Source organism: Afifella sp. IM 167 (assembly GCF_020144925.1).
Taxonomy (GTDB): domain Bacteria; phylum Pseudomonadota; class Alphaproteobacteria; order Rhizobiales; family Afifellaceae; genus Afifella.
Window position 1 is genome coordinate 154043 of the sequence record NZ_NSLC01000006.1, and the last position, 21028, is coordinate 175070.

Below are 21028 nucleotides of genomic sequence, written 5' to 3' on the forward strand. Positions count from 1 at the left end.
GCGCTCAAAATTTTGATTGTTGTACTTTGGTTGTATTTTGCCTTCCAATCGGAACGCACTAAGTGCGGCGACCGCCGTCTAGCTGGATGGGTTCGGCGCTACCTTCGAAAACAAGTTCGAGATGGATGCGATCAACCCTAGCACCGCATCGATCTCCTCATTCCTCGTGTATCGTCCGAGACTGAAGCGCACGGCGCCCATACCGATCTTCTCCGGTATGCCCATGGCCGCAAGCACCGGCGAAAGCTCGACCCGGCCCGCATGGCAGGCCGAACCGGTCGATGCCGCCACCCCATCGAGCTGCGCGAGAACGTCGGCGCCGGCCAGGCCGACGAAGGAGACATTGAGCGTGTTCGGCAGGCGACGCTCGGGATGGCCGTTCAGAACGATACGATCGCCGAGGCGGTCCCGCAGCGCATGCCAGAAGTGATCGCGGAGTTTTAGAATCCGCTCCACCGACGACAGGTCTTGCGCGAGTTCGCAAGCAGCGCCCAGACCGGATGCGAGCAGCACGCTCTCTGTACCGGCCCGCCGGCCACTCTCATGGCCTGCACCGTGGATCAGGGGCTCGAGTTCAATGCCGCCGCGTACAAAGAGCACTCCGATACCTTTTGGCGCGTAGAGCTTGTGCCCGGCAATCGTCAGGAGGTCGACGCCAAGATCGTCCGCGCGTGTCGGGATCTTGCCAACCGACTGCGCCGCATCTGTATGAAACCTGATGCCATGCTCTCTGGCAATGACGCCGATCTCCTCGATCGGCTGGATGGTGCCAACCTCGTTGTTGGCATGCATGACGCTGATCAGGATGGTGCGTGGCGAGATTGCCCGGCGCACGTCGTCGGGATCGACCCTGCCGTTCGAATCCACCGGCAGATAGGTGACCGTCGCGCCAAGCCGCTCGAGAAACCGGCAAGGGGCGAGGACGGCGGGATGCTCGACCGCGGTCGTGATGATGTGGTCGCCTTTGTCGCGGAGCGCGAAGAACGTGCCCTTGATCGCCAGGTTGTTGGCTTCGCTGCCACCGCTCGTGAACACGATCTCCTCGGGTGCCGATCCCAGCAATGCTGAGACCTGAGCGCGTGCCCGTTCCAATTCGGCCTTGGCCGGGGTACTGGCCCAATGGCCGCTGGAGGGATTGCCGAAATTCTCCTCGAGGAACGGCCGCATGGCGGCGGCGACGGCGGGGTCGATCGGCGTGCTCGCATTGTAGTCGAGATAGATCCGGGCCATCGGTTCAGAACACCAGCACCTTGTCGGCGCCAAGCGTCTCATCGCCGAGTTCATCCATGGTACTGCGCCGCGCGCCGTCCATGACATCGTCGTCGGTCATGCCGCGCGCATCCATGCAGGTGCCGCAAAGCAATACAGTGCCTTTAGCGAGCACACGCTTGAGCATGCGCTCCATGTTGTAATAGCCGTCCGGCGTCTTCTGCCCCTTGCGCGCGGCGATGACGTCATCGGCCATCAGGAAGACCGTTATCCCGGCCTCAGGCTCCTTTTTCATGAGCGTGTGGGCGAGGCGAAGGGCGTTGTAGCAGCGCTCGGTGCCGTAGGGCGGATCGTTGAGGATGAACAGGGTCTTCATGTGCCTTGCCTCCATCGCGGGTAAGGGTCATTCGCTAAGGATGCGTCGGCGTTCCTCGAATTCATCCTTGTCGATCTCACCACGGGCGAAACGTTCCTTGAGGATATCAAGAGGTGATTGCGCCGTTGGAGACTGATGGGGCGCGGTGGCGTGCCACGGCCCGCCGAGCCAACGGACAATGAGAACCGCGACCGCAATCACGACGGCAAGCACGAGGATCATGAAGATTGGCCCGAAGATCATGCCGAACCAGCCGCCCTCCCATCCCATCATGTGCGGCCCCCAGCCGTAGCGGTCATAATCGGGCGATGATTGTTGCGCCCATGCCGCGCTCGACAAAAGGGCGCTTGCGGTGACCGCCAGAAAGGCAGTCGATACTGGAAATCTTGTCATCTTCGTTCTCCTTCTCGATTTGACCCGGACAGTTGCGGCTACGGATGGCGTTATCGGGTCAGTTCCGTCGCCTGGCTGTTCTCAATCGGCCGACCGTCACGGTTCCACTGTTCCATGCCGCCGCGCAAAACGCTGACATCGCTGAAGCCGACTTTGCCGAGTACGGCCGCAGCGCTTGCCGAGCGCTTGTCCGTCTTGCAGACGAGAATGACAGGCCGCGCCTGAGACGCGCTGATCTCGGTCAATCTGCCAGGCAATTCACCGAGCGGGATGTTCAACGCGGCCTCGATATGGCCAAGCGGGCCAGCGAACTCGTCGGGACCGCGGACATCGACTATTGTGATGCCGCCGTCACGTAAGCGATCCGCCAAGGCACTCGCGTCGATCCATCGGTTCTGGTCGCCGCGCAGCCGGCGGATCAGCCTCGGCAAGAAGGCGATCGCCGCGAGCAGGCCGAGCGCGAGCAAGCCATAGCGGATTGCCGATGCGTCGCCGGCGAGCGCCTCGCGCCCGGCATGGCCGAGCCAGGTATAGGCGATCGCGCCCGGCGCCATGCAGATGAACGAGGTGATGGCGTAGGACCGGAAACTGATCTGGGTAAGGCCGAGCGCGTAGTTGGTCAGATTGAAGGGGAAGAGCGGCACGAGGCGCACGAAAGCGACAAAGCGCCAGCCCTCCGCCTCCACGCCGTCGATGAGTCGCTTTAGCCTGCCCCCGGTCCGCGCCGCCACCCAATCGCCGGCGAGGTAGCGGGCGATGAGGAAAGCGAGGCTTGCCCCGATCGTCGCGCCGACGAGGTTGAGCAGCGAGCCCCAGACGGGACCGAACAGGGCGCCGCCCGCCAGCGCGAACAGGGCACCCGGCAGGAATGCGACCGTGCCGGCGGCATAGAGCGCGAGATAGGCAAGTGGCGCGAGAAGCCCGAACCCGGCAACCCACGCATCGAGGTCTTCGATATCCAGCCGGTCGCGGTTGACGGCGGCCCAGGCGATTGCGGCGACAATGCCCAGAAGGAGAAGGACGCGTGGCTCAAAGTGTGGCGTGTTCACGGCTTCTCCTCCTCGCGGTTAATCGGATATCCGCTTGCGGGGCCGCGCAGCGGCTGGACCAGCATGCGGTCGAGCCACAAATCCCGGCGGGTGCGGAACTGCTCGATGCCGATGGTCATCGTCTCGTGCCCTTCGCGAGGCTGCGGCCGGTAGGTGCCGAGCAACCGGTCCCACCAGGGCAGGTTGAAGCCGAAATTGGAGTTGGTCTCGCTGGGGTGGATCGAATGATGCACCCGGTGCATGTCGGGCGTCACCACGATCATGCGCAGGACGCGGTCGACGGCTGGCGGAATGGCAACGTTGGAATGGTTGAACATGGCCGTTGCGTTGAGCAGCACCTCGAATACGAGAACCGCCACCGCTGGCGGCCCAAGTGCTGCAACGACCGCCAGCTTGATGCCCATCGACAGCAGGATTTCGACCGGGTGGAAGCGCAGGCCTGTCGTCACGTCGAATTCGAGGTCGGCATGATGCATGCGGTGCAGGCGCCACAGCGCCGGTACGGCATGGAACATCACATGCTGCAGATAGATTGCGAGGTCGAGCGCCAACACCGCGACGACGAAGGCGACCCAGGCCGGCACGTCGAGGATATTGAACAGGCCCCAGCCGCGCTGTTCGGCGACAATGGCAAGGCCGACCGCCACAATGGGGAAGGTGAGGCGCACCAGCAACGTGTCGATGACGACAACGCCGAGATTACTGCTCCAGCGGAGAAGGCGCGGTATCTCGCGACGGCGCCTAGGTGCCGCGACCTCCCAGATCACCATCGCCAGCAGGATGCCGAGGAAGAAGCCCATCCGGATTAGCGGTTCGTTTGAAAGAATAAGGTCGCTCATGGGAACTCGCGGAGGCCTTGCCAAGCCGGTAAAAGCCGATTACATTCAATTGATCACTTGAATGATATAGTATAAGGTAAGCGAGAATGTCAACTGGCCCCAAACAGGCGCTCTATGCCGAGTTCGCATCCGTCGCCCGCGCACTCGGGTCACAGCATCGGCTGGAAATCCTCGAACATCTCGCCCAGGGCGAACGCGGCGTGGACGCGCTGGCGGAGCGGGTCGGTCTGTCGATCGCCAATGCCTCGCAGCACCTGCAGCAGCTGAGACGTGCCGGGATGGTCATCCCGCGAAGGGACGGAAAATTCGTGCTCTACCGGCTAGCCGACGACAATGTGCTCAACCTCTTGTCTGCGCTTTCGGCTGTCGGGGAGCGCAATCTGGCTGCGGTTGATCGCATACGCCGGGACTATTTCGACGATCGCGACAACATGGAGCCCGTTTCGCGCGAGGAACTGCTACGGCGAACGCGAGACGATCTCGTGACCGTCCTAGACGTCCGCCCACCGGACGAATTCGCGGTCGGGCACCTGCCGGGCGCTATCAACATTCCGTTGAGCGAACTGGAGGCAAAGCTCGCCGATCTCGATCCGGACCACGAGATCGTCGCCTATTGCCGGGGGCCTTGGTGCGTATTGTCCTTCGAGGCGGTCGCGACGCTGCGCGCCCAAGGCTTCAATGTGCGTCGTCTGGAGGACGGTCTTCCCGAGTGGAGGGCGGCGGGTTTGCCGGTCGAGCACGCCTGATCGCGGCGCAAGATTCACTCGCGCGCACGCTCGCTCATCTGGTCATGCCGCCGTCGGATTTCTGTCGGCCATTGTGATTTAATGTAGGAGAGAACGGCCAATATTTCGTAGTCGTTCAATATGCCCTGATAGGACGGCATCCTTGTTTTATAATCGGTGCCAGCGAATTTCTGGACGCCATACTTGGTGATATCGAAAAGCACCTGGTCGGTATGATGCCAAGTGTGCCCGCTTTCATCATGGGGTGGCGCGGGCAGGTATCCGTCCGCGTCGCGCGTCTGCCAGTCCTCTTCTCCCGCCAAGCGCACTCCGTGGCAGGCTGCGCAGGTCTCGGCGTAGATGCGCTGGCCGATGGCCACGATTTGCGTGTTATCGGGCCTGAGTTGGCTGGGGGAGGGAACTTCGCCTTTGAGCGCAATGTAGAACCATCCTGATCCCAGGATCAGGATGACCACGGCGCCAACCATCGCTATCCGCATTTGGAAAGCCGCCATATTCGCTTCAGGTAATCTCGAACCACGTCGTCATACCGGCGGCGGCGTGCTCGAGCATGTGACAGTGAAACAGCCACTTGCCCGGATTGTCGGCGACGAATGCGATCTTTGCCATGCCGTCCGGTTCTATCAGAAACGTGTCCCGCCAGATCTGCTCGTCGCCGGCCTGTCCGTTGCGCTCCAGGAGCTTGAAGTGGTGGCCGTGAGTGTGCATCGCGTGCGGGAAGCTCGTGCGATTGACGACGTTGACGATCACGCTTTGACCGCGGGCGACCGAGAAGAATGGCTCGTCCGCCATGTTCGCGACGCCATTGAAGCCCCAAACCTGCTTGTTGGCCATGAAATCCATGCGCGTTTGCGCGCGGCCATTGTAAGTGAGTTGACTCATCTGGCCCATCGCGCCGCCCTCCATGAGAAGTTCGAACATCTGGGCGTTTCGCAGGTCGGGTGCTGGCAAGAGATTGGGCGGTAGCGTCGGCTCTCGATCCTGGCGTGTCTCGTTGTCCGCGACATTGAGCGTGGCAAAGCGATACGCGCTGGACTGCGACAGTTCCTCAAGTGCGACAGGGCCCGGTGTGTCGAACCGCACCAGAAGATCGACCCGTTGCGCGGGGCCGAGCAGCAATGGCGCATAGTCGAGTTCGCGCGCTTCACCAATTGCCTGTCCGTCATAGGCGATCACGCGTGCACTGAAACGGTTCGGGTCGATCTCAAGGATGCGGGAATTGCAGGCATTGATCAGGCGCAGGCGCAACCAGGTGTTGGCGGGCACGGAAATGTCGGGCGAGGTCATACCGTTGACGGTCAAATAATTGCCCAGCCGGCCCGCGTGACTCCAATCCATCATGTTACCGAGCGAGGCTGCGTCAAATCTGCCCTGCGCATCGAGACGCCAGTCATCAAGCATCAACAGGATGTCGGCCTCAGGGGTGAAAGTTGGCGCCCGCTCCTCAACGATGAGGGGGCCGTAAAGGCCCCGTGCGACCTGATCCCAGCTCTTGGTGTGGGCATGATACCAGAAAGTGCCCGCGTCGGGCAGGTTCACCTCATAGTCGAACGTGTCTCCCGGTGGCACTGGGGCTTGTGTCAGGCCGGCTACGCCGTCCATGGAATTGTCGACGCGCACGCCATGCCAGTGGATGGAACTCGGCTCCGGCAATTCGTTACGGAATCTAATCCGCAACGTCTCGCCTTGTCTTGCGCGCAGGAGCGGTCCGGGCACCTGGTCTTGATATCCCCATAGAGTGCTGGCCGGAGCTCCGCCGCCGGGTATGGATTTTTCGAATGGTTTGGCCGTCAATTCGATGGTGCCGTCTTCGGCCTTGGCCGAACGCCAAAAGGCTGCCGGCGCGACTACTGTCGCCAAACCCGTTGCGAGAAACCCGCGTCTGGTCAGTGAGCTCATTTTTGTCTCGATTCAAAAACACATGGCGGATGCTATTGGTCGTTCCTCTAGATGCCGTTCGCGCGCTGGAGTTCCCGGACATAGGTGACGATACTCGCCACCTCGCCCTGCGTGATGCCTTCAACCGGAGGCATGTTGCCGAACGGCCAGTGATGCGCGCGCACACCGTTCTGCGCGGCAAGAAAGAAGGCCTGATCGCCGTGATGGTTCGGCTCGTAGATCCGGTGGACGAAGGGAGGCGCGACGCCATCTTGTCCCGCGCCGTTCCGGCCATGGCAGGACGCACAGTTCTCGTTATAGGCTGCCTCGCCGACCTTGGCGGCAGTGCTGAGTTCCGGCACCGTGACGGCAACAAGCGGGCTGCCTTGTGTCGACGGTTCAGGAGCTTGCTTGAAATAGAAATAGGCGCCAAGCGAGAGGACCATGACGGCGGCGATGATAAGCAGGTTATTTCGGTTCATTGCTGTTTCGGTTCTCCCGCCAGGCTGTCGAGTATCGGGCATTCGGGCCGTTCGTCGCCATGGCAATGGGAGACCAGGTGACCCAACACGCGCCGCAATTGGTGCAGTTCCTCGATCTTGCGGTCGACCTCGTCCATTCTCTGTTTCGCCAGTGCCTTGACCTCGGCGCTGGCGCGGGACTTGTCCTCGTACAGGGCCAGGAGCTGGCGGCATTCCTCGATGGAAAAACCCAGTCCGCGCGCCCGCTGCAGGAAGGCGAGCTTGTGCACGTCGGTTCGGGTGTAATCCCGGTATCCGTTACCGGCCCGATCGGGCCGGACGAGACCGATGTCTTCGTAGTATCTGATTGTCTTGGCCGGGAGGCCGGATTGATCGGCTGCGGTTCCGATGTTCATTTTCAGAGCGCTCCGCGCATCGACGCATTCTAGTTATTGCAACATAAACCTTCCAGTAAGTGGAGGCTCAAGCAGTATTTCGGTGTTTTGAACCAAGAAACCAGCGCTCTCCGACCACAATGATCGCCAATGTCGCAGCGGCAAGTACTAGGATCATGAAATCCGTTGTCGCTTTGAGCCAGACGAAAGCGACGAGGACCACAGCATCCAGAGCGATCGCCGAAATCAGAACCCACATCCTCGCTGAGACCTCCTTGCGCAGGTGGCGCAAAACACCCCAGTGCACGGCGATATCCATAATCAGGTAAAGGATGGCGCCGAGAGACGCGATGCGCGTCAGGTCGAGAAACACGGTCAGAACCGCTGCTATGACGACCGTGTAGACTAGAAGGTGAAACCGCAGAGGACCCGTCATGCCGAAATGGCTGTGTGGTACCAGTTTCATCTCTGTGACCATCGTCAGCATGCGCGACACGGCGAAGATGCTGGCGACCAGCCCAGAGGCAGTGGCGATCATTGCCAGGATCACGGTGAGCAGGAGCCCGGTATCGCCAAGTGCCGGACGCGCGGCCTCGGCGAGCGCGAAGTCGCGGGCGGAAACTATCTGCGGCAGGGTGAGGTTGGCGCTGACACCGAGCGTGACGAGAAAATAGATCACGACCGAAATCGCAATTGAAATGACGATCGCCCGGGCGACATTGCGATGCGGATTGACGATCTCTCCGCCACTATTGGTGATCGTCGTGAAGCCCTTATAGGCAAGGATGGCGGGGGCCAGCGCCGCAAGAAATCCCAGCTTCGAAAACTCTCGCGGGGCGGAGAGCCGTGCGGCCGTGTCGCCCAGAGAACCCGCCACCCAAAGGCTGATGAGTGCGAACAGGGAAATGCCGATGATCTTGGCGGTCGACAACGTCAATGAGAACAGGCTGACGGTTCGGTTGCCTGCGACGTTGATCAGAAACGCCAACACGATCAGCCCAACGCCGAGGACCGGGGTCCAAAAGGCACGGTCCGCCTTATCGAACAATTGCAGGGTGTATGTCGCAAAGGTGCGGGCAACGAGGCTTTCATTGATGACCATGGAGAGGGCCATCAACACCGCACAGACTGCCGTGACAAGGCCGCGTCCGTAGGCCTTTTCAAGAAACATGGCGATGCCGCCCGCGGAAGGATAGGCCTTCGACATTTGCACATACGAATAGGCGCTGAACCCGGTGACAACCGCTGCCACGACGAACACGTATGGAAACAGACCGCCCGAGAGTTCCGCCACCTGTCCGGTTAGCGCGAAAATGCTGGCGCCGATCATGACGCCAAGACCCATGGCGACGGCGCCCCGGAGCTTGAGTGTTCCTTCCGATTTGTCGTGGCCGCGCATCACTTACAGCTTCAGCGTTCTCAAGCGCAACGCGTTGCCGATCACCGACACCGAGCTCAGGCTCATGGCCCCGGCGGCGATCATCGGGGAGAGCAACAGACCGAACACCGGGAAGAGAATGCCGGCGGCGACCGGCACGCCGAGCGTGTTATAGACAAAGGCGAAAAACAGGTTCTGCCGGATATTGCGCATCGTCGAACGGGCGAGGACACGGGCCCGGACGATGCCGTTCAGGTCGCCCTTGACCAGGGTGATACCGGCGCTCTCCACCGCGACGTCGGCGCCGGTGCCCATGGCAATGCCGACATCTGCGGCGGCAAGGGCCGGGGCATCGTTCACCCCGTCGCCCGCCATCGCGACGCCGCTGCCGCCTTTCCGGATATCCTCGACGAGCTTTTGTTTGTCTTCAGGCAGGACATCGGCCCGCACCTCGTCGATGCCGAGCTGCGATGCGACCGCTCGCGCCGTCCGTTCATTATCACCGGTCGCCATGATGATCTTCATGCCGCTTTGATGCAGGCGCCTGATCGCATCTACGGTGGTCGGCTTTATCGGATCAGCGACCGCCACGATCCCGGCGAGTTGGCCGTCGATGGCGATGAACATCGCTGTCTTGCCTCCGGATCTGAGACGGTCGGCCTCGGTCTTGAGGCTATTCGTATCCGCGGATACCTCCGTCATCATCGCGGCGTTGCCAAGAGCCACTGGCCGGCCGTCGACCCTGCCTTTCACGCCCTTTCCGGTAATGGCTTCGAAATCGGTTGCGTTCGATAACGCGACTCCGCGTTCCCCCGCACCCTCGACGATCGCTTCGGCAAGCGGATGTTCGGAACCGCGCTCCAGACTTGCCGCCAGCGCCAGTACGCTGTTTTCGTCATGACCGTTTGCGGCCAAAACATCTGTCAGTTTCGGGCGGCCTTCGGTCAGCGTCCCGGTCTTGTCGACGATCAGCGTGTCGATTTTGGCGAAGCGCTCCAGCGCTTCGGCGTCCTTTATCAATACACCCGCCTGCGCGCCGCGCCCGGTTGCCGTCATGATCGACATCGGTGTCGCGAGCCCCAAGGCACATGGACACGCAATAATGAGTACCGATACAGCGGAGACGATGGCATAAGCCATGCTCGGCTCCGGACCCCAGATTGCCCAGATCACGAAAGCGATGATCGCTACCGCGACGACGGTTGGGACGAAATAGCCGGACACAGTATCCGCCAGTCCCTGGATCGGTGCGCGTGAACGCTGCGCCTTGGCGACCATTTCGACGATCTGGCTGAGCATGGTGTCGGCGCCGACCTTTTCGGCGCGCATCACAAGGCTGCCATTCTTGTTGAGCGTACCGCCGGTCACCGGGTCGCCTTCGGATTTCTCGACCGGCACAGGCTCGCCGGTAATCATGGATTCATCGACCGAGGAGCGGCCCTCGACCACGACGCCGTCCACCGGCACGCTGTCGCCGGGCCGCACGCGCAGCCGGTCGCCCGCGGCGACCTCCTCAAGCGGCACGTCGCTTTCCGAGCCGTCATCGCCGACCCGGCGCGCCGTCTTTGGCGCGAGGTCGAGCAAGGCGCGGATCGCCGATCCGGTGCGCTCCCGGGCACGCAGTTCCAGCACCTGTCCAAGGAAGACCAATGCCACGATGACGGAAGCCGCCTCGAAATAGACGGCAACCGTGCCTTCATGGCCGCGGAACGCATCGGGAAAGATGCCGGGAAACAGGGTCGCAACGACGCTGTAGCCATAAGCGGTTCCTACGCCTATGCCGATCAGCGTCCACATGTTGGGGCTGCGGTTGAGGACAGAGCTCCAGGCCCGCTTGAAAAAGGGGATCGCGGCCCAGAGCACGACGGGGGTCGCAAGCGCGAGTTCGACCCAGACGGCAACGCGTTCGCCGATCCAATCACGGATCGGCAGGCCAACGACCATGCCCATGGTCAGGATCAGCAGGGGAACCGACAGCACAGCGCTGACCCAAAAGCGCCGGGTGAAATCGATGAGTTCGGGATTGGGACCTTCCTCGCCTGTCGGTACGCCCATGGGTTCGAGCGCCATGCCGCAAATCGGACAATCGCCCGGCGCGTCCCGTATGATTTCGGGATGCATGGGGCAGGTATATTTGGTGCCCTTCGGCATCGCCTTCAGCGCCGGACGGTCGCCCAGATATTCGTCCGGCGCGGCAGTGAACTTGTCGTGGCAGCCTTGCGAGCAGAAATAGACCTTTTCGCCTTCGTGCTTGTGGAGGTATTTGGCCGTCGACCGGTCCACGCTCATGCCGCAGACTGGGTCCTTGGCGGTAAGGTAAGCTTCGGGATCGGCCTGGAATTTGGACCTGCAGCCGTCACTGCAGAAATGATAGCTATGCCCTTGATAAGTGGCGCTCGGCTTGCCCACGTCGGGGTCCACCGTCATCCCGCAGACCGGATCGCGGGTGATCCCTCCACCGTGACTTTTGTGGGCATGGTCCTGATCGTGACTGTGATGTTCGCTCATTTTCTTGTTCCACATCTTCACGGAAATCGCATTTTGATGAATTTTGCGCCTTCCAGCGACTGGAAGGTCAAGAGGAACTTGCGACACGGTTGCCTTTCAGTCCCGGACCTGACGCTGGACCACGAAAACAACCAATAGCGGAACAATGATCCACTGCAGCAGAGGGCTTAATCCGGTGTCGAGCGGCGGAACCAGCGGCATGAGTTCGGAGTAGGTCCAGCGGTGCGTGATCTTTGTGTAGACAAATTCGAGCGCCACCGTGAGCATCAGGCCGGTTAGCAAATATACGCTCAGCGGCAGGGGCGTGAGCGGTCTGATCCATTGTCGTGATCGAACGAATAGGCTGGCCGCCCAGAACGCGATCAGCGCGATTCCGACATCTCCGAATGTCGCTTGGGTGCACACCAGAACACCTTGCCAATGGTTGAGTTCGGCCATCCCCGCATAGGTTGGTATCTGGATGAATTCCCAGATGAAGTGGAACGCGAACGAGAAGAACGCGATATTCAGTTCGGGGATGTTGATGACTTTGTTGATGCTGGACTCCAACGCATAAAGATGAATCTAAAGCCTAGGGGAGTTTCCCGGGTCCGGCAATTTGCGGCATTTCACCCGTATTTCCGCCGCTTGCCGATCTCTCGGTAAAGGGCTTCAGGACTGACCCCGATTTCGTATGCCAATCGGAGCCAATGTCCCTTTGGCGGCAGGCCCCGGTTCCACGTCAGCCATGCGTCTAGACGCTGCGAGACGGTTTTCAAGGACAGTATTTCGCTACGCAGCCGGGCCTGTTGGACTTGCCGAGCGAGCCGCTCCGTCCAGGCATTGTACAGGGCTGGACTGCTTTCAAGCTGCCGACGGAAATCCGATCTTGCTACCGCCAGTATCCGGCATGGTTCTGCCACAACGGCGTCACAGTGGTAGCGGTCCGAAAACAGGGACGCCTCGGCGGGAATTTCGTTCTCATGCGCGCGCTGCAGGATCACGGGAGCGCCGTTTTCCTGATAGCGCAGAAGACGTATCTCGCCTTGCGTGACCAGGAACATCCAGCGGATCTGATCATTGCGGTGAAACAAATACTCGCCAGCCATCAACTGACGGCTCTGACCTATGCCGAAAAGATCAGTCAATTGCTCAAACATGATATCTATCATGTTCGAATGAAGCCGTGCATGGCAAGGTCGGTCCAAGGGAAAGCGGAGTCCGAACATGAAGCATCTTCTTCTTGGTGCCTTTCTGGTGACGGTGCCAGCGGAGGCGATGGCCCAACAAACCGGGATGATGCATCAGCCGGGAATGGCTCACGGGTCTCATGAGGATCCCGCGCCGATCGAGGTGACCGCTGATGTTACTGAGCCGGGGCAGGGCGCCTTTGCCGCGATTCAGGAGATTGCCGGTATACTGGCCGCCGATGAATCCACGGATTGGTCGAGGGTCGATCTTGAAGCGTTGCGCCAGCACCTGATCGACATGAACAACGTCACGCTCCGCGCCAGTGTAACCTCCGAACCCACTGACGGCGGCAGGATCTTCCGGATTGCCGGCAACGGCGAGGTTCGGGACTCCATACTTCGCATGGTGGCCGCGCATGCCGCCACGATGAACGGCGTTGGCGGATTCATCTACGAAGCTACGCCAAACACAGACGGGGCGAGCCTCATCGCTAAGGCTGAAAACCCCGATGATCTCGAAAAGCTACGTGGCTTGGGCTTTATCGGCTTGATGACGCTTGGCGCGCATCATCAGGCCCATCACATCGCCATCGCGCGCGGTCAGGGGCCGCATCCATAGGCCGGCGTGCCGACCGACTTGGAGATGCCAAGAACTGGGTTCGGCCGCAGTCACGGCGACAGCGCCTCGATGATCCGGCACTCGGCGATCGTGCCGCATCCGCACTGATCGATGATGCTCCCGAGTTCGCGGCGCAAAGCCTGCAGGTCGGCGATCTTGCGATCCACCTCAGTCAGATGCGCGCACGCGATCGCGTCCACAGCCTCGCATGATCGGTCGCGTTGATCGGAAAGGCTGAGAAGGTCGCGCACCTGCTCAATGGAGAAGCCAAGGTCCCGCGCCCGGCGGATGAAGCTGAGGCGGCCGAGATGCGCCGCCGAATAGCTGCGATAATTACCGGCCGTGCGCTCAGGTTCCGGCAGAAGGCCGATCCGCTCGTAATAGCGGATGGTCACCACCTTCGTCTTCGTGGCCTTCGCGAGATCGCCGATGGAGAAGTTTTCGTGCGCCATGGCCTTGACCCTATAGTTGCTACAGGGTGCATATAAGCTGTCGCATCGAACGAGTCGAGGTGACACATGACGACCGAGCCCAACACAGCGCTCAAACTCCGCGTCGAAGGCATGGATTGCGGAGCCTGCGCGATCAAGATCGAGAACGGGCTGAAGCGCCTGCCGGGCGTCACCGAGATCAACGTCAACTATGGGCTGGAGACGCTGTCCCTCGTCCTCGATGAGGACCGCACCTCCCGCGGCTCCGTAGAGGATCGCATCCGTTCGCTCGGCTACACACCGCGTTCGATGCCAGGTGAGGAGGCTAATGCGGGAAAGACCTCCACGGCGGAGCGTGGCGTTTCCGACCGGGCCTGGTGGCAGACACGCAAGGGGCAACTCGTGATCGGCACCGGCGTTCTTCTGGGTCTTGCATTTGTCATCGCGACAGTTGCACCCGCGATCGCCGAATGGGCCTATCTGGCGGCGGCGCTGCTCGGAGTGCTGCCGATCCTCCGGCGTGCCGTCGCCGGTGCACGGCATGGTACGCCGTTCAGCATTGAAACCCTGATGTCGGTCGCGGCAATCGGCGCGGTTGCGATCGGCGAGAGCGCGGAAGCGGCGATCGTCGTCTTTCTGTTCGCGGTCGGAGAAATTCTGGAGAACGTTGCCGCGGGCCGGGCGCGCGCCGGCATCGAGGCGCTGATGAACCTCGTCCCGCGCATCGCGCGCCGCGAACGCGACGGTGCGGTGACTGAGGTGCCCGCCGATGAACTCGCCATCGATGACATCGTCGTGGTCCGACCCGGCGACCGGGTGCCTTCAGACGGCGAAGTGGTCGAGGGCAGTTCCGAACTGGACGAGGCGCCGGTCACCGGCGAGTCCGTGCCGGTGCTGAAGGAGGCGGGCAACACCGTCTATGCCGGCAGCATCAACGCCAATGGCGTGCTTCGGGTGCGGATCATCCGCACGGCCGCCGACAACACCATCGCCCGCATCATCCATCTGGTCGAGGAAGCGCAGGGCTCGAAGGCACCGACCGCCCGCTTCATCGACCGCTTCAGCGCATACTACACGCCCGCCGCCATGGTGGTATCCGCTCTTATCATAGTCGTCCCACCGCTGCTCTTCGGCGCCGAATGGTCGACGTGGATCTATCGCGGGCTGGCGACACTGCTCATCGCCTGCCCGTGCGCGCTGGTTATCTCCACGCCTGCGGCGATTGCCTCCGGCCTTGCCGCCGGGGCGCGGCACGGGTTGCTGGTCAAGGGTGGCGCGGCGCTGGAAACACTCGGCAAGGTGCGCACCGTCGCCTTCGACAAGACTGGCACGCTGACGGTCGGCAAGCCGCGGGTCACCGATATCATCCCGCTCGAAGGCGAAGAAGTGGACTTGCTGGCGAAGGCGGCCGCGGTCGAAGACGGGTCCAGCCATCCGCTCGGCATGGCAATCGTCGAGACAGCCGAAGGGCGCGGCCTCGAACTGCCGAAGGTCTTCGGCGGGGCCATGGCCATTCCCGGCAAGACCGTCACCGCGCGGCTGCGTGAAGGCTTCGTCTCCGTCGGCTCGCCGCGCTATGCGGCCGAGCAAGGTAACCTCTCGCCGGAACTCAGTGTCAGGCTTGAAGCGCTGGAGGCCGCGGGCAAGACGGCAGTGGTCGTGCTGTCCGGCAAGCGACCCATAGGGATCATCGCGCTGCGCGACGAGCCGCGCGAGGATGCCGCGACCGGAGTTGCGCGCCTTAAGGCGCTCGGCATCCGGGCCGTGATGCTGACCGGAGACAACCGGCGCACCGCCGACGCGATCGCCTCCGGCCTCGGACTGGAGGCCAAGGCCGAACTGCTGCCCGACGCCAAGCTTTCGGAAATCGCCGCGCTCCGTGAGCATGGCGGCATCGCCATGGTCGGCGACGGCATCAACGACGCGCCGGCGCTTGCCGCGTCATCGGTCGGCATCGCCATGGGCGGCGGCACCGACGTCGCACTTGAAACGGCCGACGCCGCCTTGCTCAAAAACCGCGTGACCGGCGTGGCGGAACTGGTCGGATTGTCGCGCGCCACGCTCGGCAACATCTGGCAGAACATCGCGCTGGCGCTCGGGCTAAAAGCGGTCTTTCTGGTGACAACCCTGACCGGCACGACGACGCTGTGGATGGCGATCCTGGCCGACACCGGCGCGACTGTGCTTGTCACAATCAACGCGTTGCGTCTTCTGCGTTTCCAGGGTGATGACTCGACCGATCCGGGTGACGAGCGTTGAGAAGGTCTTCGTGGATTGTGAAGTGCGCGGTGCCTGATCGTACCTTTCCATCACCTTGTAGGGGACAAGGGCAAATGCCGGGGCGGGCTGGCACAAGTCGAATTGGCGACTTCCGCGGGACTTAGACTTTCGGAACTGCGGCTGTCTTTCCGAATTCGCCTTCTCGCCTCTTCATACCATTCTGGTCCTGTCGTCGATCGGCCGAGTGCTGCCCGAGGAACGTTGAAGAAATGGTGACTTGACCTTCCCATCGCTGGATAGCGCAGGCTTGAATGAAAGCAAGGAGCCCACCGCGATGCCCTCAGATTCCGATCAGTTGGAGCGTGATATTCTGCAAGTGTTCAGGTGTGCCTGTCAGCAAGACCGGCCAGACATCGCGGAATTCCTGCCGGCGGCGTTGGAGAATCTAGACGATGAATGGGGGAGCTCTGTCGCGAGCGATCGTCCGCTTATCGATGCCTACCGCGAACTGGTCGGGACCCGTGATTCTGGGAAGGCTTGAATTCGGCGGGCAGGCGGCGCTGGCTATCGATTTGGGTTCCAAGCGTCAAATGGATCGCGGGCCCCACAGAATGATTGCGGCGCCCAGAAGACATACCGCAGCACCTGTGACGTCCCAGCGGTCCGGTCGTTGGGACTCGATTACCCAGAGCCAGACAAGCGATGCGGCAATGTAGACGCCGCCATAGGCTGCATAGGCACGACCGGCGAAGTCGCTGTCGATGCGCGTCAAAAGCCAGGCGAAGACGGCAAGACTTGCCATGCCCGGAATGAGCCAGAGCGGCGAACGATCCAGGCGCAGCCAGGCCCAGAAAGTGAAACAGCCGGCGATTTCCGCAATTGCCGCGCCGATATAAACCGCCAACGTCATCGTCACGATGCCAACGCCTCCAGAACAGGACATTCCGGCACGTCCTCGCCGGAACACTGCGCGGCGGTCGCAGCCAGCACCTGCTCGATCCGTTTCAGGTCGGCGATCTTGGCCCGGATATCGGCGAGGTGTCGCTCTGTCCGCTCCTTCACTTCGGCGCAGGTCTGCGTACCGCCATCGACGAGGTCGAGCAGGCCGCGAATCTCGTCGATGGAAAAGCCGAGCTCGCGGGCGCGCAGGATGAATCGCAGCCGCGCGACGTGGGCTTCGTCGTAGACGCGGTAACCCGACGCCGTGCGCGGCGGATCGGGTATCATGCCCGTCTTCTCGTAGTAGCGGATGGTTTCGAGATTGCAGCCCGTGCGCCTTGCCAGTTCGGCGCGCTGCAATCGCTTCCCGGAAACGTGATCGGGCATTGTTGGGATTCTTCCTTGAGTCTGTAGTTGCTACAGACCTTAGCCTGCCTTGGCATGAAATTCGAGGGCGAACCGCATGAGCGAGTCCAAAATCGAAACCGCGACACTGGATGCGCCGACGCACGTGGCGGATCGAAAGAAGGAATGGTTTGCCGCCGGCGGTGTCGTCGGCGCCATCCTGGCGTCAACCTGCTGTATCGCGCCGCTCGTACTATTGTTGCTCGGCGTCTCGGGTGCCTGGATCGGCAATCTGACCGCGCTCGAGCCCTACAAGCCGATCTTTGCCGGCGTGGCGCTTGTCTTCATCGGGCTCGGGTTCCGGCAGGTCTATTTCAAGGCCCAGCCGGTCTGCGAGGACGAATCCTTCTGCGCCCGTCCCGAATCCGCCCTCATCACCAAATCGGCTCTTTGGCTTTCGACGGTTCTGGTCGTCGTCGCGCTGACCATCAACTGGTGGGCGCCGCTTTTCTATTAGGAGAATAGACATGATACGACTTCTCATCGCCACGGCGGGATTGCTGGCTATCAGTGTGTCCGGTCTTCCCCTGATCGGTTCGGTTGCCTCACCGGTTCTCGTGTCGGTCGCGCAGGCGGCGGAGGCCGAACAAACAGCGACCTTCAATGTGCCGGGCATGACCTGTGCGCTCTGCCCCATCACTGTTAGAAAAGCGATGGAAAGTGTTGAAGGCGTGAAATCGGTGACGGTCGATTTCGATGCCAGGACGGCGACCGTGACATTCGATCCATCCATGACGACCATTGAAGCCATTGCGACCGCCTCGGCCAATGCCGGATATCCGGCAAAGCATATCTTGTGACGGCCGTGACCAGCGCTCTCAAGACAGTCTCGACAATTACCTGCCCGGTTTGCGGGCACCGTGCGACGGAGACGATGCCGACGGATGCCTGTCAGTATTTCTATGAATGCAATGACTGCGGGACGACGATCAAACCCAGAGCCGGAGACTGTTGCGTGTTCTGCTCCTATGGTGATGTTCCCTGTCCGCCGGTCCAGAGCTCGGAGAACGGTGTCGATTGCTGCGCCAATCGAGACTGATTGTCGCGAGGCGTGAGGTACTGGCTTGTTGTGTCTTGTTGACAGGCCAACACGGCTTGAACGGCCGAGGCCAGTGACTTACCGTGGCCTTTGACCATATCCCCCCAGGGAGGATATGGTCTGAACATGTCAGCAGCTGTCCATTCCACGCATCCGTCCATCGTCAAGCGCCTCAAACGCGCCGCAGGTCACCTGCAAAGTGTGATCGGCATGATCGAGGACGGTCGACCATGCCTCGATCTCGCGCAGCAACTTCACGCCGTCGAAAAGGCGATCTCCGAGGCAAAGAAGACGTTGATCCACGATCACCTCGATCATTGCCTGGGCGATGCTGCCGAGAGCTTGCCGGAGGAACAGAAACAATCGATCGTCGAGTTCAAGGCGATCACGAAGTATCTGTGACGCGCGATGCTCGAGATTCTTTCGAACCGCACCTATCGGCATCTCTTCAGCGCACAGGTGATCGCCCTGATCGGTACGGGACTGGCAACCGTTGCCCTGGGGCTGCTGGCCTTCGATCTTGCCGGTGCTGATGCCGGCACGGTGCTTGGCACCGCGCTCGCTATCAAGATGATCGCCTATGTCGGTGTGGCGCCGGTTGCCGCCGCCTTCGCCGAACGCCTGCCCCGGCGCGCCATGCTGGTCAGCCTTGATATGGCGCGCGCGGCCATCGCAGTCTTGCTGCCATTCGTCACTGAGGTCTGGCAGATCTATGTACTGATCTTCCTGTTGCAATCGGCCTCGGCGGGATTCACGCCGACCTTCCAGGCGACGATCCCCGAGGTTCTGCCGGACGAGAAAGACTATACGCGGGCCCTGTCACTGTCGCGGCTGGCCTATGATCTCGAAAGCCTGGTCAGTCCGATGCTGGCCGCGCTTCTGCTTACCCTTGTCAGCTTTCATACGCTGTTCGCGGGTACCGTCATCGGCTTCCTTGCATCGGCCGCGCTCGTTGTCTCGGTCCTGCTGCCCAGCCCGAAGCCGATCACGCCGCGCCCGATCTACGAACGGACTACGCGTGGAATGCGTATCTATCTGGCGACGCCCCGGCTGCGCGGGTTGCTGGCGGTTAACATGGCCGTTGCCGCTGCGGGTGCGATGGTAATCGTCAATACGGTTGTCATCGTGCAGGGCGCGTTTGGACTGTCTCAGCAATCCACTGCCTTGGCGCTGGGGGCGTTCGGCGGTGGGTCGATGCTGGCGGCGCTCACTTTGCCCCGCCTTCTCGAAACGGTCTCCGACCGCGAGGCAATGCTGACCGGTGTTGCGCTCATGATCGCCGGGCTTGTCGCGGGAACCGTCATGCCTGGCTTTATGATGCTTTTGCCACTGTGGTTCGTGATTGGGATCGGATATTCCACCGCTCAGACGCCATCCGGCCGATTGCTGCGGCGCTCTTCGCATCCCGAAGACCGGCCCGCCCTGTTCGCGGCGCAGTTTGCGCTGTCGCACGGCTGCTGGCTCGTCACATATCCGCTGGCGGGTTGGCTTGGTGCCACGCTCGGATTGAATCCGACATTCGTGGTTCTTGCGGTCATGGGCGCTGTAGCTTTGGCCGCTGCGTTCCTTATCTGGCCGGCAACCGACCAGGAAACTGTCCCACATAAGCATCCCGAGTTGCCGGATAGCGACCCGCACTGGAAAGAGGGCACACCCGGCGGCGGGCACCGCCATGCCCACGCCTTCATCATCGACGATTTGCATCCGCAATGGCCGCGTGAGCCGTAAGCAACAATCGTGGATCGTCCACGCTGCAATGGCTCTTTGAAATCAAACGGGACATCGATCTTGCGTTTGCTGGTCAACCAAGAGGCACTCAGGGTAGGCCCGGACCCTATAAGTACCCCCGAAAAGCGGTGCGAGGTTCCGTTTCAGACATCAGGCTCAGTTCCACCCTGTCAATTGAGACAATTCTTTCATGGCCACCTTGCGTCGCTTGTCGAGATAGTCCGCCAGGTCCTGCAAATGGACGCCTTTGGCGCATTTCTGGCTGTGTTCCATTCGGATGAGTGGCAGGGCGATATCACCAGAACCGAGTTTGCGAAGAAATTTCGGGAGCGTCAGATGCGAAAAGAAATCGCGACGCACTTCATCGACCGGAATGATGGCTTTGCCATTGTATTGAGCCATGAGCAGGAATGTGGTGTTGGGCGACATCAGGCGCTACTCTCTGAAAATCTGAGTGAAATGAATCACATAACACGTTTGTAGGGAATGTCAGTCCATCCCATCTCAAGATAGTTTAGAAAATGTATGTAAATGATTGAAAAATATAGGAAATTTGCTCTTGCGCCCATGATGGATTGGACGGACGTTGCGAAAAGAAAAGTAAAATCAATAACTAAAGGGCTTTGCTTCCGCCACGTTGTACCATTGTTGTACTCATCCACTACGCTTGACCAACATTGGTCGAATTACGGGGCAGGGGGCACGAATGGCATATTGGAGGGCGGCGTACCGGAGGTTTTCTAGGGATTTCCGAACACCAAGCGCAAAGTAGGTACTGGAGCGCTAACTGTGGCGGAAGGCGCGTGCTTCGGACAGTGCGATTTCGCGTCGCTTGTCGAGGTATGAAGCCAGGTCCTGGAGATGAACGCCTTTCGCGCTTTTCTGGCTTCTTTCTGCGCGGGTTAGCGGAAGCTCGATTTCTCCGGAGCTCACTTTGCGCAGAAACTTGGCGAGCGTTAGGTGAGAAAAGTAGTCCTTGCACACAGTTTCCGCAGGGACGATCACTCGTCCATCATATTGTGCCATGAGCAAGAAAAGTGTGTTCAATTTCGTGACCCGTAGGTGATCATCGGTGCGATGATCAACGGAGCGGGTGGGAAGTTCAATTGGAGCAAACGGTGCCACTGGGACAGTGCAGGTGGCTATCGCGTGTTCGAGGCAGGAATAGCGAATATGTTCGTAGCGCAAAATGTGGTTCGCGCGCTGTCGCTGCACTGCATTCCGGAGCGGAAAACTCATAATCCGT

Annotated in this window: 26 protein-coding genes; 8 read left to right on the plus strand and 18 right to left on the minus strand. The window is 60.9% G+C overall.

From position 1 onward, the window contains the following. Positions 1 to 78 precede the first annotated feature (78 nt). Genes CLD20_RS12445 through CLD20_RS12465 form a run of 5 tightly spaced genes read right to left on the minus strand, consistent with a single transcriptional unit; the run spans position 79 to position 3866 of the window. Positions 79 to 1230, minus strand: coding sequence for a cysteine desulfurase family protein (locus tag CLD20_RS12445; RefSeq protein WP_224406968.1), 1152 nt, complete (start codon positions 1228 to 1230; stop codon positions 79 to 81). A 4-nt stretch (positions 1231 to 1234) separates the two neighbouring features. After that, the gene (locus CLD20_RS12450) at positions 1235 to 1585 is read right to left on the minus strand and encodes a DsrE/DsrF/TusD sulfur relay family protein (RefSeq protein ID WP_224406969.1); all 351 of its coding nucleotides are present in this window, start codon (positions 1583 to 1585) and stop codon (positions 1235 to 1237) included. A gap of 27 nt (positions 1586 to 1612) precedes the next feature. Next, positions 1613 to 1978 (minus strand): SHOCT domain-containing protein, encoded by a 366-nt coding sequence (locus tag CLD20_RS12455; protein WP_224406970.1) that lies wholly within the window; start codon positions 1976 to 1978, stop codon positions 1613 to 1615. Positions 1979 to 2028: 50 nt separating this feature from the next. Then, entirely contained in the window at positions 2029 to 3027 is a 999-nt protein-coding gene (locus CLD20_RS12460) for a VTT domain-containing protein (RefSeq protein WP_224406971.1), read from the minus strand. Beyond that, positions 3024 to 3866 (minus strand): sterol desaturase family protein, encoded by an 843-nt coding sequence (locus CLD20_RS12465; protein ID WP_224406972.1) that lies wholly within the window; start codon positions 3864 to 3866, stop codon positions 3024 to 3026. Before CLD20_RS12465 ends, CLD20_RS12460 begins: the two co-directional genes overlap by 4 nt. A gap of 86 nt (positions 3867 to 3952) precedes the next feature. Between CLD20_RS12465 and CLD20_RS12470 the strand changes: the two genes are divergently transcribed. Beyond that, positions 3953 to 4612 carry a metalloregulator ArsR/SmtB family transcription factor gene (locus tag CLD20_RS12470; protein ID WP_224406973.1) on the plus strand — a complete coding sequence of 220 codons (660 nt, stop codon included), beginning with the start codon at positions 3953 to 3955 and terminating at the stop codon, positions 4610 to 4612. Between the two features lie 14 nt (positions 4613 to 4626). Here the strand turns inward: CLD20_RS12470 and CLD20_RS12475 are convergent, their stop codons facing one another. From CLD20_RS12475 to CLD20_RS12510, 8 genes are all read right to left on the minus strand, one after another. Then, a complete protein-coding gene (locus tag CLD20_RS12475; RefSeq protein WP_224406974.1) occupies positions 4627 to 5106 on the minus strand; it encodes a cytochrome c in 480 nt (159 codons plus the stop codon). Between the two features lie 7 nt (positions 5107 to 5113). Beyond that, a complete protein-coding gene (locus CLD20_RS12480) occupies positions 5114 to 6511 on the minus strand; it encodes a multicopper oxidase family protein (protein WP_224406975.1) in 1398 nt (465 codons plus the stop codon). Positions 6512 to 6558: 47 nt separating this feature from the next. Further along, positions 6559 to 6972, minus strand: a complete 414-nt coding sequence (locus tag CLD20_RS12485) for a cytochrome c (RefSeq protein ID WP_224406976.1) — start codon at positions 6970 to 6972, stop codon at positions 6559 to 6561. Further along, on the minus strand, positions 6969 to 7367 hold the full coding sequence (cueR, locus tag CLD20_RS12490) for a Cu(I)-responsive transcriptional regulator (RefSeq protein ID WP_224406977.1): 399 nt from the start codon (positions 7365 to 7367) through the stop codon (positions 6969 to 6971). Before cueR ends, CLD20_RS12485 begins: the two co-directional genes overlap by 4 nt. Before the next feature lie 67 nt (positions 7368 to 7434). After that, positions 7435 to 8745: an APC family permease gene (locus CLD20_RS12495; RefSeq protein WP_224406978.1), complete on the minus strand. Its 1311-nt coding sequence runs from the start codon at positions 8743 to 8745 to the stop codon at positions 7435 to 7437. 3 nt (positions 8746 to 8748) lie between these two features. Continuing rightward, positions 8749 to 11232, minus strand: coding sequence for a heavy metal translocating P-type ATPase (locus CLD20_RS12500; protein ID WP_224406979.1), 2484 nt, complete (start codon positions 11230 to 11232; stop codon positions 8749 to 8751). Positions 11233 to 11328: 96 nt separating this feature from the next. Beyond that, a complete protein-coding gene (locus tag CLD20_RS12505; protein ID WP_224406980.1) occupies positions 11329 to 11781 on the minus strand; it encodes a hypothetical protein in 453 nt (150 codons plus the stop codon). A 59-nt stretch (positions 11782 to 11840) separates the two neighbouring features. Further along, complete coding sequence (locus CLD20_RS12510) at positions 11841 to 12371, minus strand: Crp/Fnr family transcriptional regulator (RefSeq protein ID WP_224406981.1); 531 nt, start codon at positions 12369 to 12371, stop codon at positions 11841 to 11843. 67 nt (positions 12372 to 12438) lie between these two features. Between CLD20_RS12510 and CLD20_RS12515 the strand changes: the two genes are divergently transcribed. Then, a complete protein-coding gene (locus CLD20_RS12515; RefSeq protein WP_224406982.1) occupies positions 12439 to 13020 on the plus strand; it encodes a hypothetical protein in 582 nt (193 codons plus the stop codon). Between the two features lie 50 nt (positions 13021 to 13070). Here CLD20_RS12515 and CLD20_RS12520 read toward each other — a convergent pair whose 3' ends face one another. Continuing rightward, positions 13071 to 13472 (minus strand): helix-turn-helix domain-containing protein, encoded by a 402-nt coding sequence (locus CLD20_RS12520; protein WP_224406983.1) that lies wholly within the window; start codon positions 13470 to 13472, stop codon positions 13071 to 13073. A gap of 66 nt (positions 13473 to 13538) precedes the next feature. On the opposite strand from CLD20_RS12520, the gene CLD20_RS12525 reads away from it, so the two are divergent. Beyond that, entirely contained in the window at positions 13539 to 15710 is a 2172-nt protein-coding gene (locus tag CLD20_RS12525; protein WP_224406984.1) for a heavy metal translocating P-type ATPase, read from the plus strand. A 547-nt stretch (positions 15711 to 16257) separates the two neighbouring features. Here the strand turns inward: CLD20_RS12525 and CLD20_RS12530 are convergent. Then, positions 16258 to 16581 (minus strand): YnfA family protein, encoded by a 324-nt coding sequence (locus tag CLD20_RS12530; RefSeq protein ID WP_224407169.1) that lies wholly within the window; start codon positions 16579 to 16581, stop codon positions 16258 to 16260. Between the two features lie 2 nt (positions 16582 to 16583). Then, positions 16584 to 16997 (minus strand): helix-turn-helix domain-containing protein, encoded by a 414-nt coding sequence (locus CLD20_RS12535; protein ID WP_224406985.1) that lies wholly within the window; start codon positions 16995 to 16997, stop codon positions 16584 to 16586. A gap of 76 nt (positions 16998 to 17073) precedes the next feature. On the opposite strand from CLD20_RS12535, the gene CLD20_RS12540 reads away from it, so the two are divergent. From CLD20_RS12540 to CLD20_RS12555, 5 genes are all read left to right on the plus strand, one after another. Continuing rightward, positions 17074 to 17472 carry a mercuric transporter MerT family protein gene (locus tag CLD20_RS12540; RefSeq protein WP_224406986.1) on the plus strand — a complete coding sequence of 133 codons (399 nt, stop codon included), beginning with the start codon at positions 17074 to 17076 and terminating at the stop codon, positions 17470 to 17472. A 10-nt stretch (positions 17473 to 17482) separates the two neighbouring features. Further along, positions 17483 to 17815, plus strand: a complete 333-nt coding sequence (locus tag CLD20_RS12545; protein WP_224406987.1) for a heavy-metal-associated domain-containing protein — start codon at positions 17483 to 17485, stop codon at positions 17813 to 17815. Positions 17816 to 17820: 5 nt separating this feature from the next. Continuing rightward, positions 17821 to 18054, plus strand: a complete 234-nt coding sequence (locus tag CLD20_RS20330; protein ID WP_370636879.1) for a GDCCVxC domain-containing (seleno)protein — start codon at positions 17821 to 17823, stop codon at positions 18052 to 18054. Between the two features lie 126 nt (positions 18055 to 18180). Beyond that, positions 18181 to 18456: a metal-sensing transcriptional repressor gene (locus tag CLD20_RS12550; protein ID WP_224406988.1), complete on the plus strand. Its 276-nt coding sequence runs from the start codon at positions 18181 to 18183 to the stop codon at positions 18454 to 18456. Positions 18457 to 18462: 6 nt separating this feature from the next. Then, positions 18463 to 19782: an MFS transporter gene (locus CLD20_RS12555; RefSeq protein ID WP_224406989.1), complete on the plus strand. Its 1320-nt coding sequence runs from the start codon at positions 18463 to 18465 to the stop codon at positions 19780 to 19782. 156 nt (positions 19783 to 19938) lie between these two features. On the opposite strand, the gene CLD20_RS12560 is transcribed toward CLD20_RS12555, so the two are convergent. Then, a complete protein-coding gene (locus tag CLD20_RS12560; RefSeq protein ID WP_224406990.1) occupies positions 19939 to 20211 on the minus strand; it encodes a pyocin activator PrtN family protein in 273 nt (90 codons plus the stop codon). A gap of 354 nt (positions 20212 to 20565) precedes the next feature. Beyond that, positions 20566 to 21021 carry a pyocin activator PrtN family protein gene (locus CLD20_RS20405; RefSeq protein WP_370636880.1) on the minus strand — a complete coding sequence of 152 codons (456 nt, stop codon included), beginning with the start codon at positions 21019 to 21021 and terminating at the stop codon, positions 20566 to 20568. Positions 21022 to 21028 lie beyond the last annotated feature (7 nt).

What these genes read in the sequence shown, in the direction of transcription:
- CLD20_RS12445 (WP_224406968.1), bottom strand. Translation starts at nt 1,230, where the DNA reads ATGGCCCGGATCTATCTCGACTACAATGCGAGCACGCCGATCGACCCC.
- CLD20_RS12450 (WP_224406969.1), bottom strand. Translation starts at nt 1,585, where the DNA reads ATGAAGACCCTGTTCATCCTCAACGATCCGCCCTACGGCACCGAGCGC.
- CLD20_RS12455 (WP_224406970.1), bottom strand. Translation starts at nt 1,978, where the DNA reads ATGACAAGATTTCCAGTATCGACTGCCTTTCTGGCGGTCACCGCAAGC.
- CLD20_RS12465 (WP_224406972.1), bottom strand. Translation starts at nt 3,866, where the DNA reads ATGAGCGACCTTATTCTTTCAAACGAACCGCTAATCCGGATGGGCTTC.
- CLD20_RS12470 (WP_224406973.1), top strand. Translation starts at nt 3,953, where the DNA reads ATGTCAACTGGCCCCAAACAGGCGCTCTATGCCGAGTTCGCATCCGTC.
- CLD20_RS12475 (WP_224406974.1), bottom strand. Translation starts at nt 5,106, where the DNA reads ATGGCGGCTTTCCAAATGCGGATAGCGATGGTTGGCGCCGTGGTCATC.
- CLD20_RS12480 (WP_224406975.1), bottom strand. Translation starts at nt 6,511, where the DNA reads ATGAGCTCACTGACCAGACGCGGGTTTCTCGCAACGGGTTTGGCGACA.
- CLD20_RS12485 (WP_224406976.1), bottom strand. Translation starts at nt 6,972, where the DNA reads ATGAACCGAAATAACCTGCTTATCATCGCCGCCGTCATGGTCCTCTCG.
- cueR (WP_224406977.1), bottom strand. Translation starts at nt 7,367, where the DNA reads ATGAACATCGGAACCGCAGCCGATCAATCCGGCCTCCCGGCCAAGACA.
- CLD20_RS12495 (WP_224406978.1), bottom strand. Translation starts at nt 8,745, where the DNA reads ATGCGCGGCCACGACAAATCGGAAGGAACACTCAAGCTCCGGGGCGCC.
- CLD20_RS12500 (WP_224406979.1), bottom strand. Translation starts at nt 11,232, where the DNA reads ATGAGCGAACATCACAGTCACGATCAGGACCATGCCCACAAAAGTCAC.
- CLD20_RS12510 (WP_224406981.1), bottom strand. Translation starts at nt 12,371, where the DNA reads ATGTTTGAGCAATTGACTGATCTTTTCGGCATAGGTCAGAGCCGTCAG.
- CLD20_RS12515 (WP_224406982.1), top strand. Translation starts at nt 12,439, where the DNA reads ATGAAGCATCTTCTTCTTGGTGCCTTTCTGGTGACGGTGCCAGCGGAG.
- CLD20_RS12520 (WP_224406983.1), bottom strand. Translation starts at nt 13,472, where the DNA reads ATGGCGCACGAAAACTTCTCCATCGGCGATCTCGCGAAGGCCACGAAG.
- CLD20_RS12525 (WP_224406984.1), top strand. Translation starts at nt 13,539, where the DNA reads ATGACGACCGAGCCCAACACAGCGCTCAAACTCCGCGTCGAAGGCATG.
- CLD20_RS12530 (WP_224407169.1), bottom strand. Translation starts at nt 16,581, where the DNA reads ATGACGTTGGCGGTTTATATCGGCGCGGCAATTGCGGAAATCGCCGGC.
- CLD20_RS12535 (WP_224406985.1), bottom strand. Translation starts at nt 16,997, where the DNA reads ATGCCCGATCACGTTTCCGGGAAGCGATTGCAGCGCGCCGAACTGGCA.
- CLD20_RS12540 (WP_224406986.1), top strand. Translation starts at nt 17,074, where the DNA reads ATGAGCGAGTCCAAAATCGAAACCGCGACACTGGATGCGCCGACGCAC.
- CLD20_RS12545 (WP_224406987.1), top strand. Translation starts at nt 17,483, where the DNA reads ATGATACGACTTCTCATCGCCACGGCGGGATTGCTGGCTATCAGTGTG.
- CLD20_RS12550 (WP_224406988.1), top strand. Translation starts at nt 18,181, where the DNA reads ATGTCAGCAGCTGTCCATTCCACGCATCCGTCCATCGTCAAGCGCCTC.
- CLD20_RS12555 (WP_224406989.1), top strand. Translation starts at nt 18,463, where the DNA reads ATGCTCGAGATTCTTTCGAACCGCACCTATCGGCATCTCTTCAGCGCA.
- CLD20_RS12560 (WP_224406990.1), bottom strand. Translation starts at nt 20,211, where the DNA reads ATGTCGCCCAACACCACATTCCTGCTCATGGCTCAATACAATGGCAAA.
- CLD20_RS20405 (WP_370636880.1), bottom strand. Translation starts at nt 21,021, where the DNA reads ATGAGTTTTCCGCTCCGGAATGCAGTGCAGCGACAGCGCGCGAACCAC.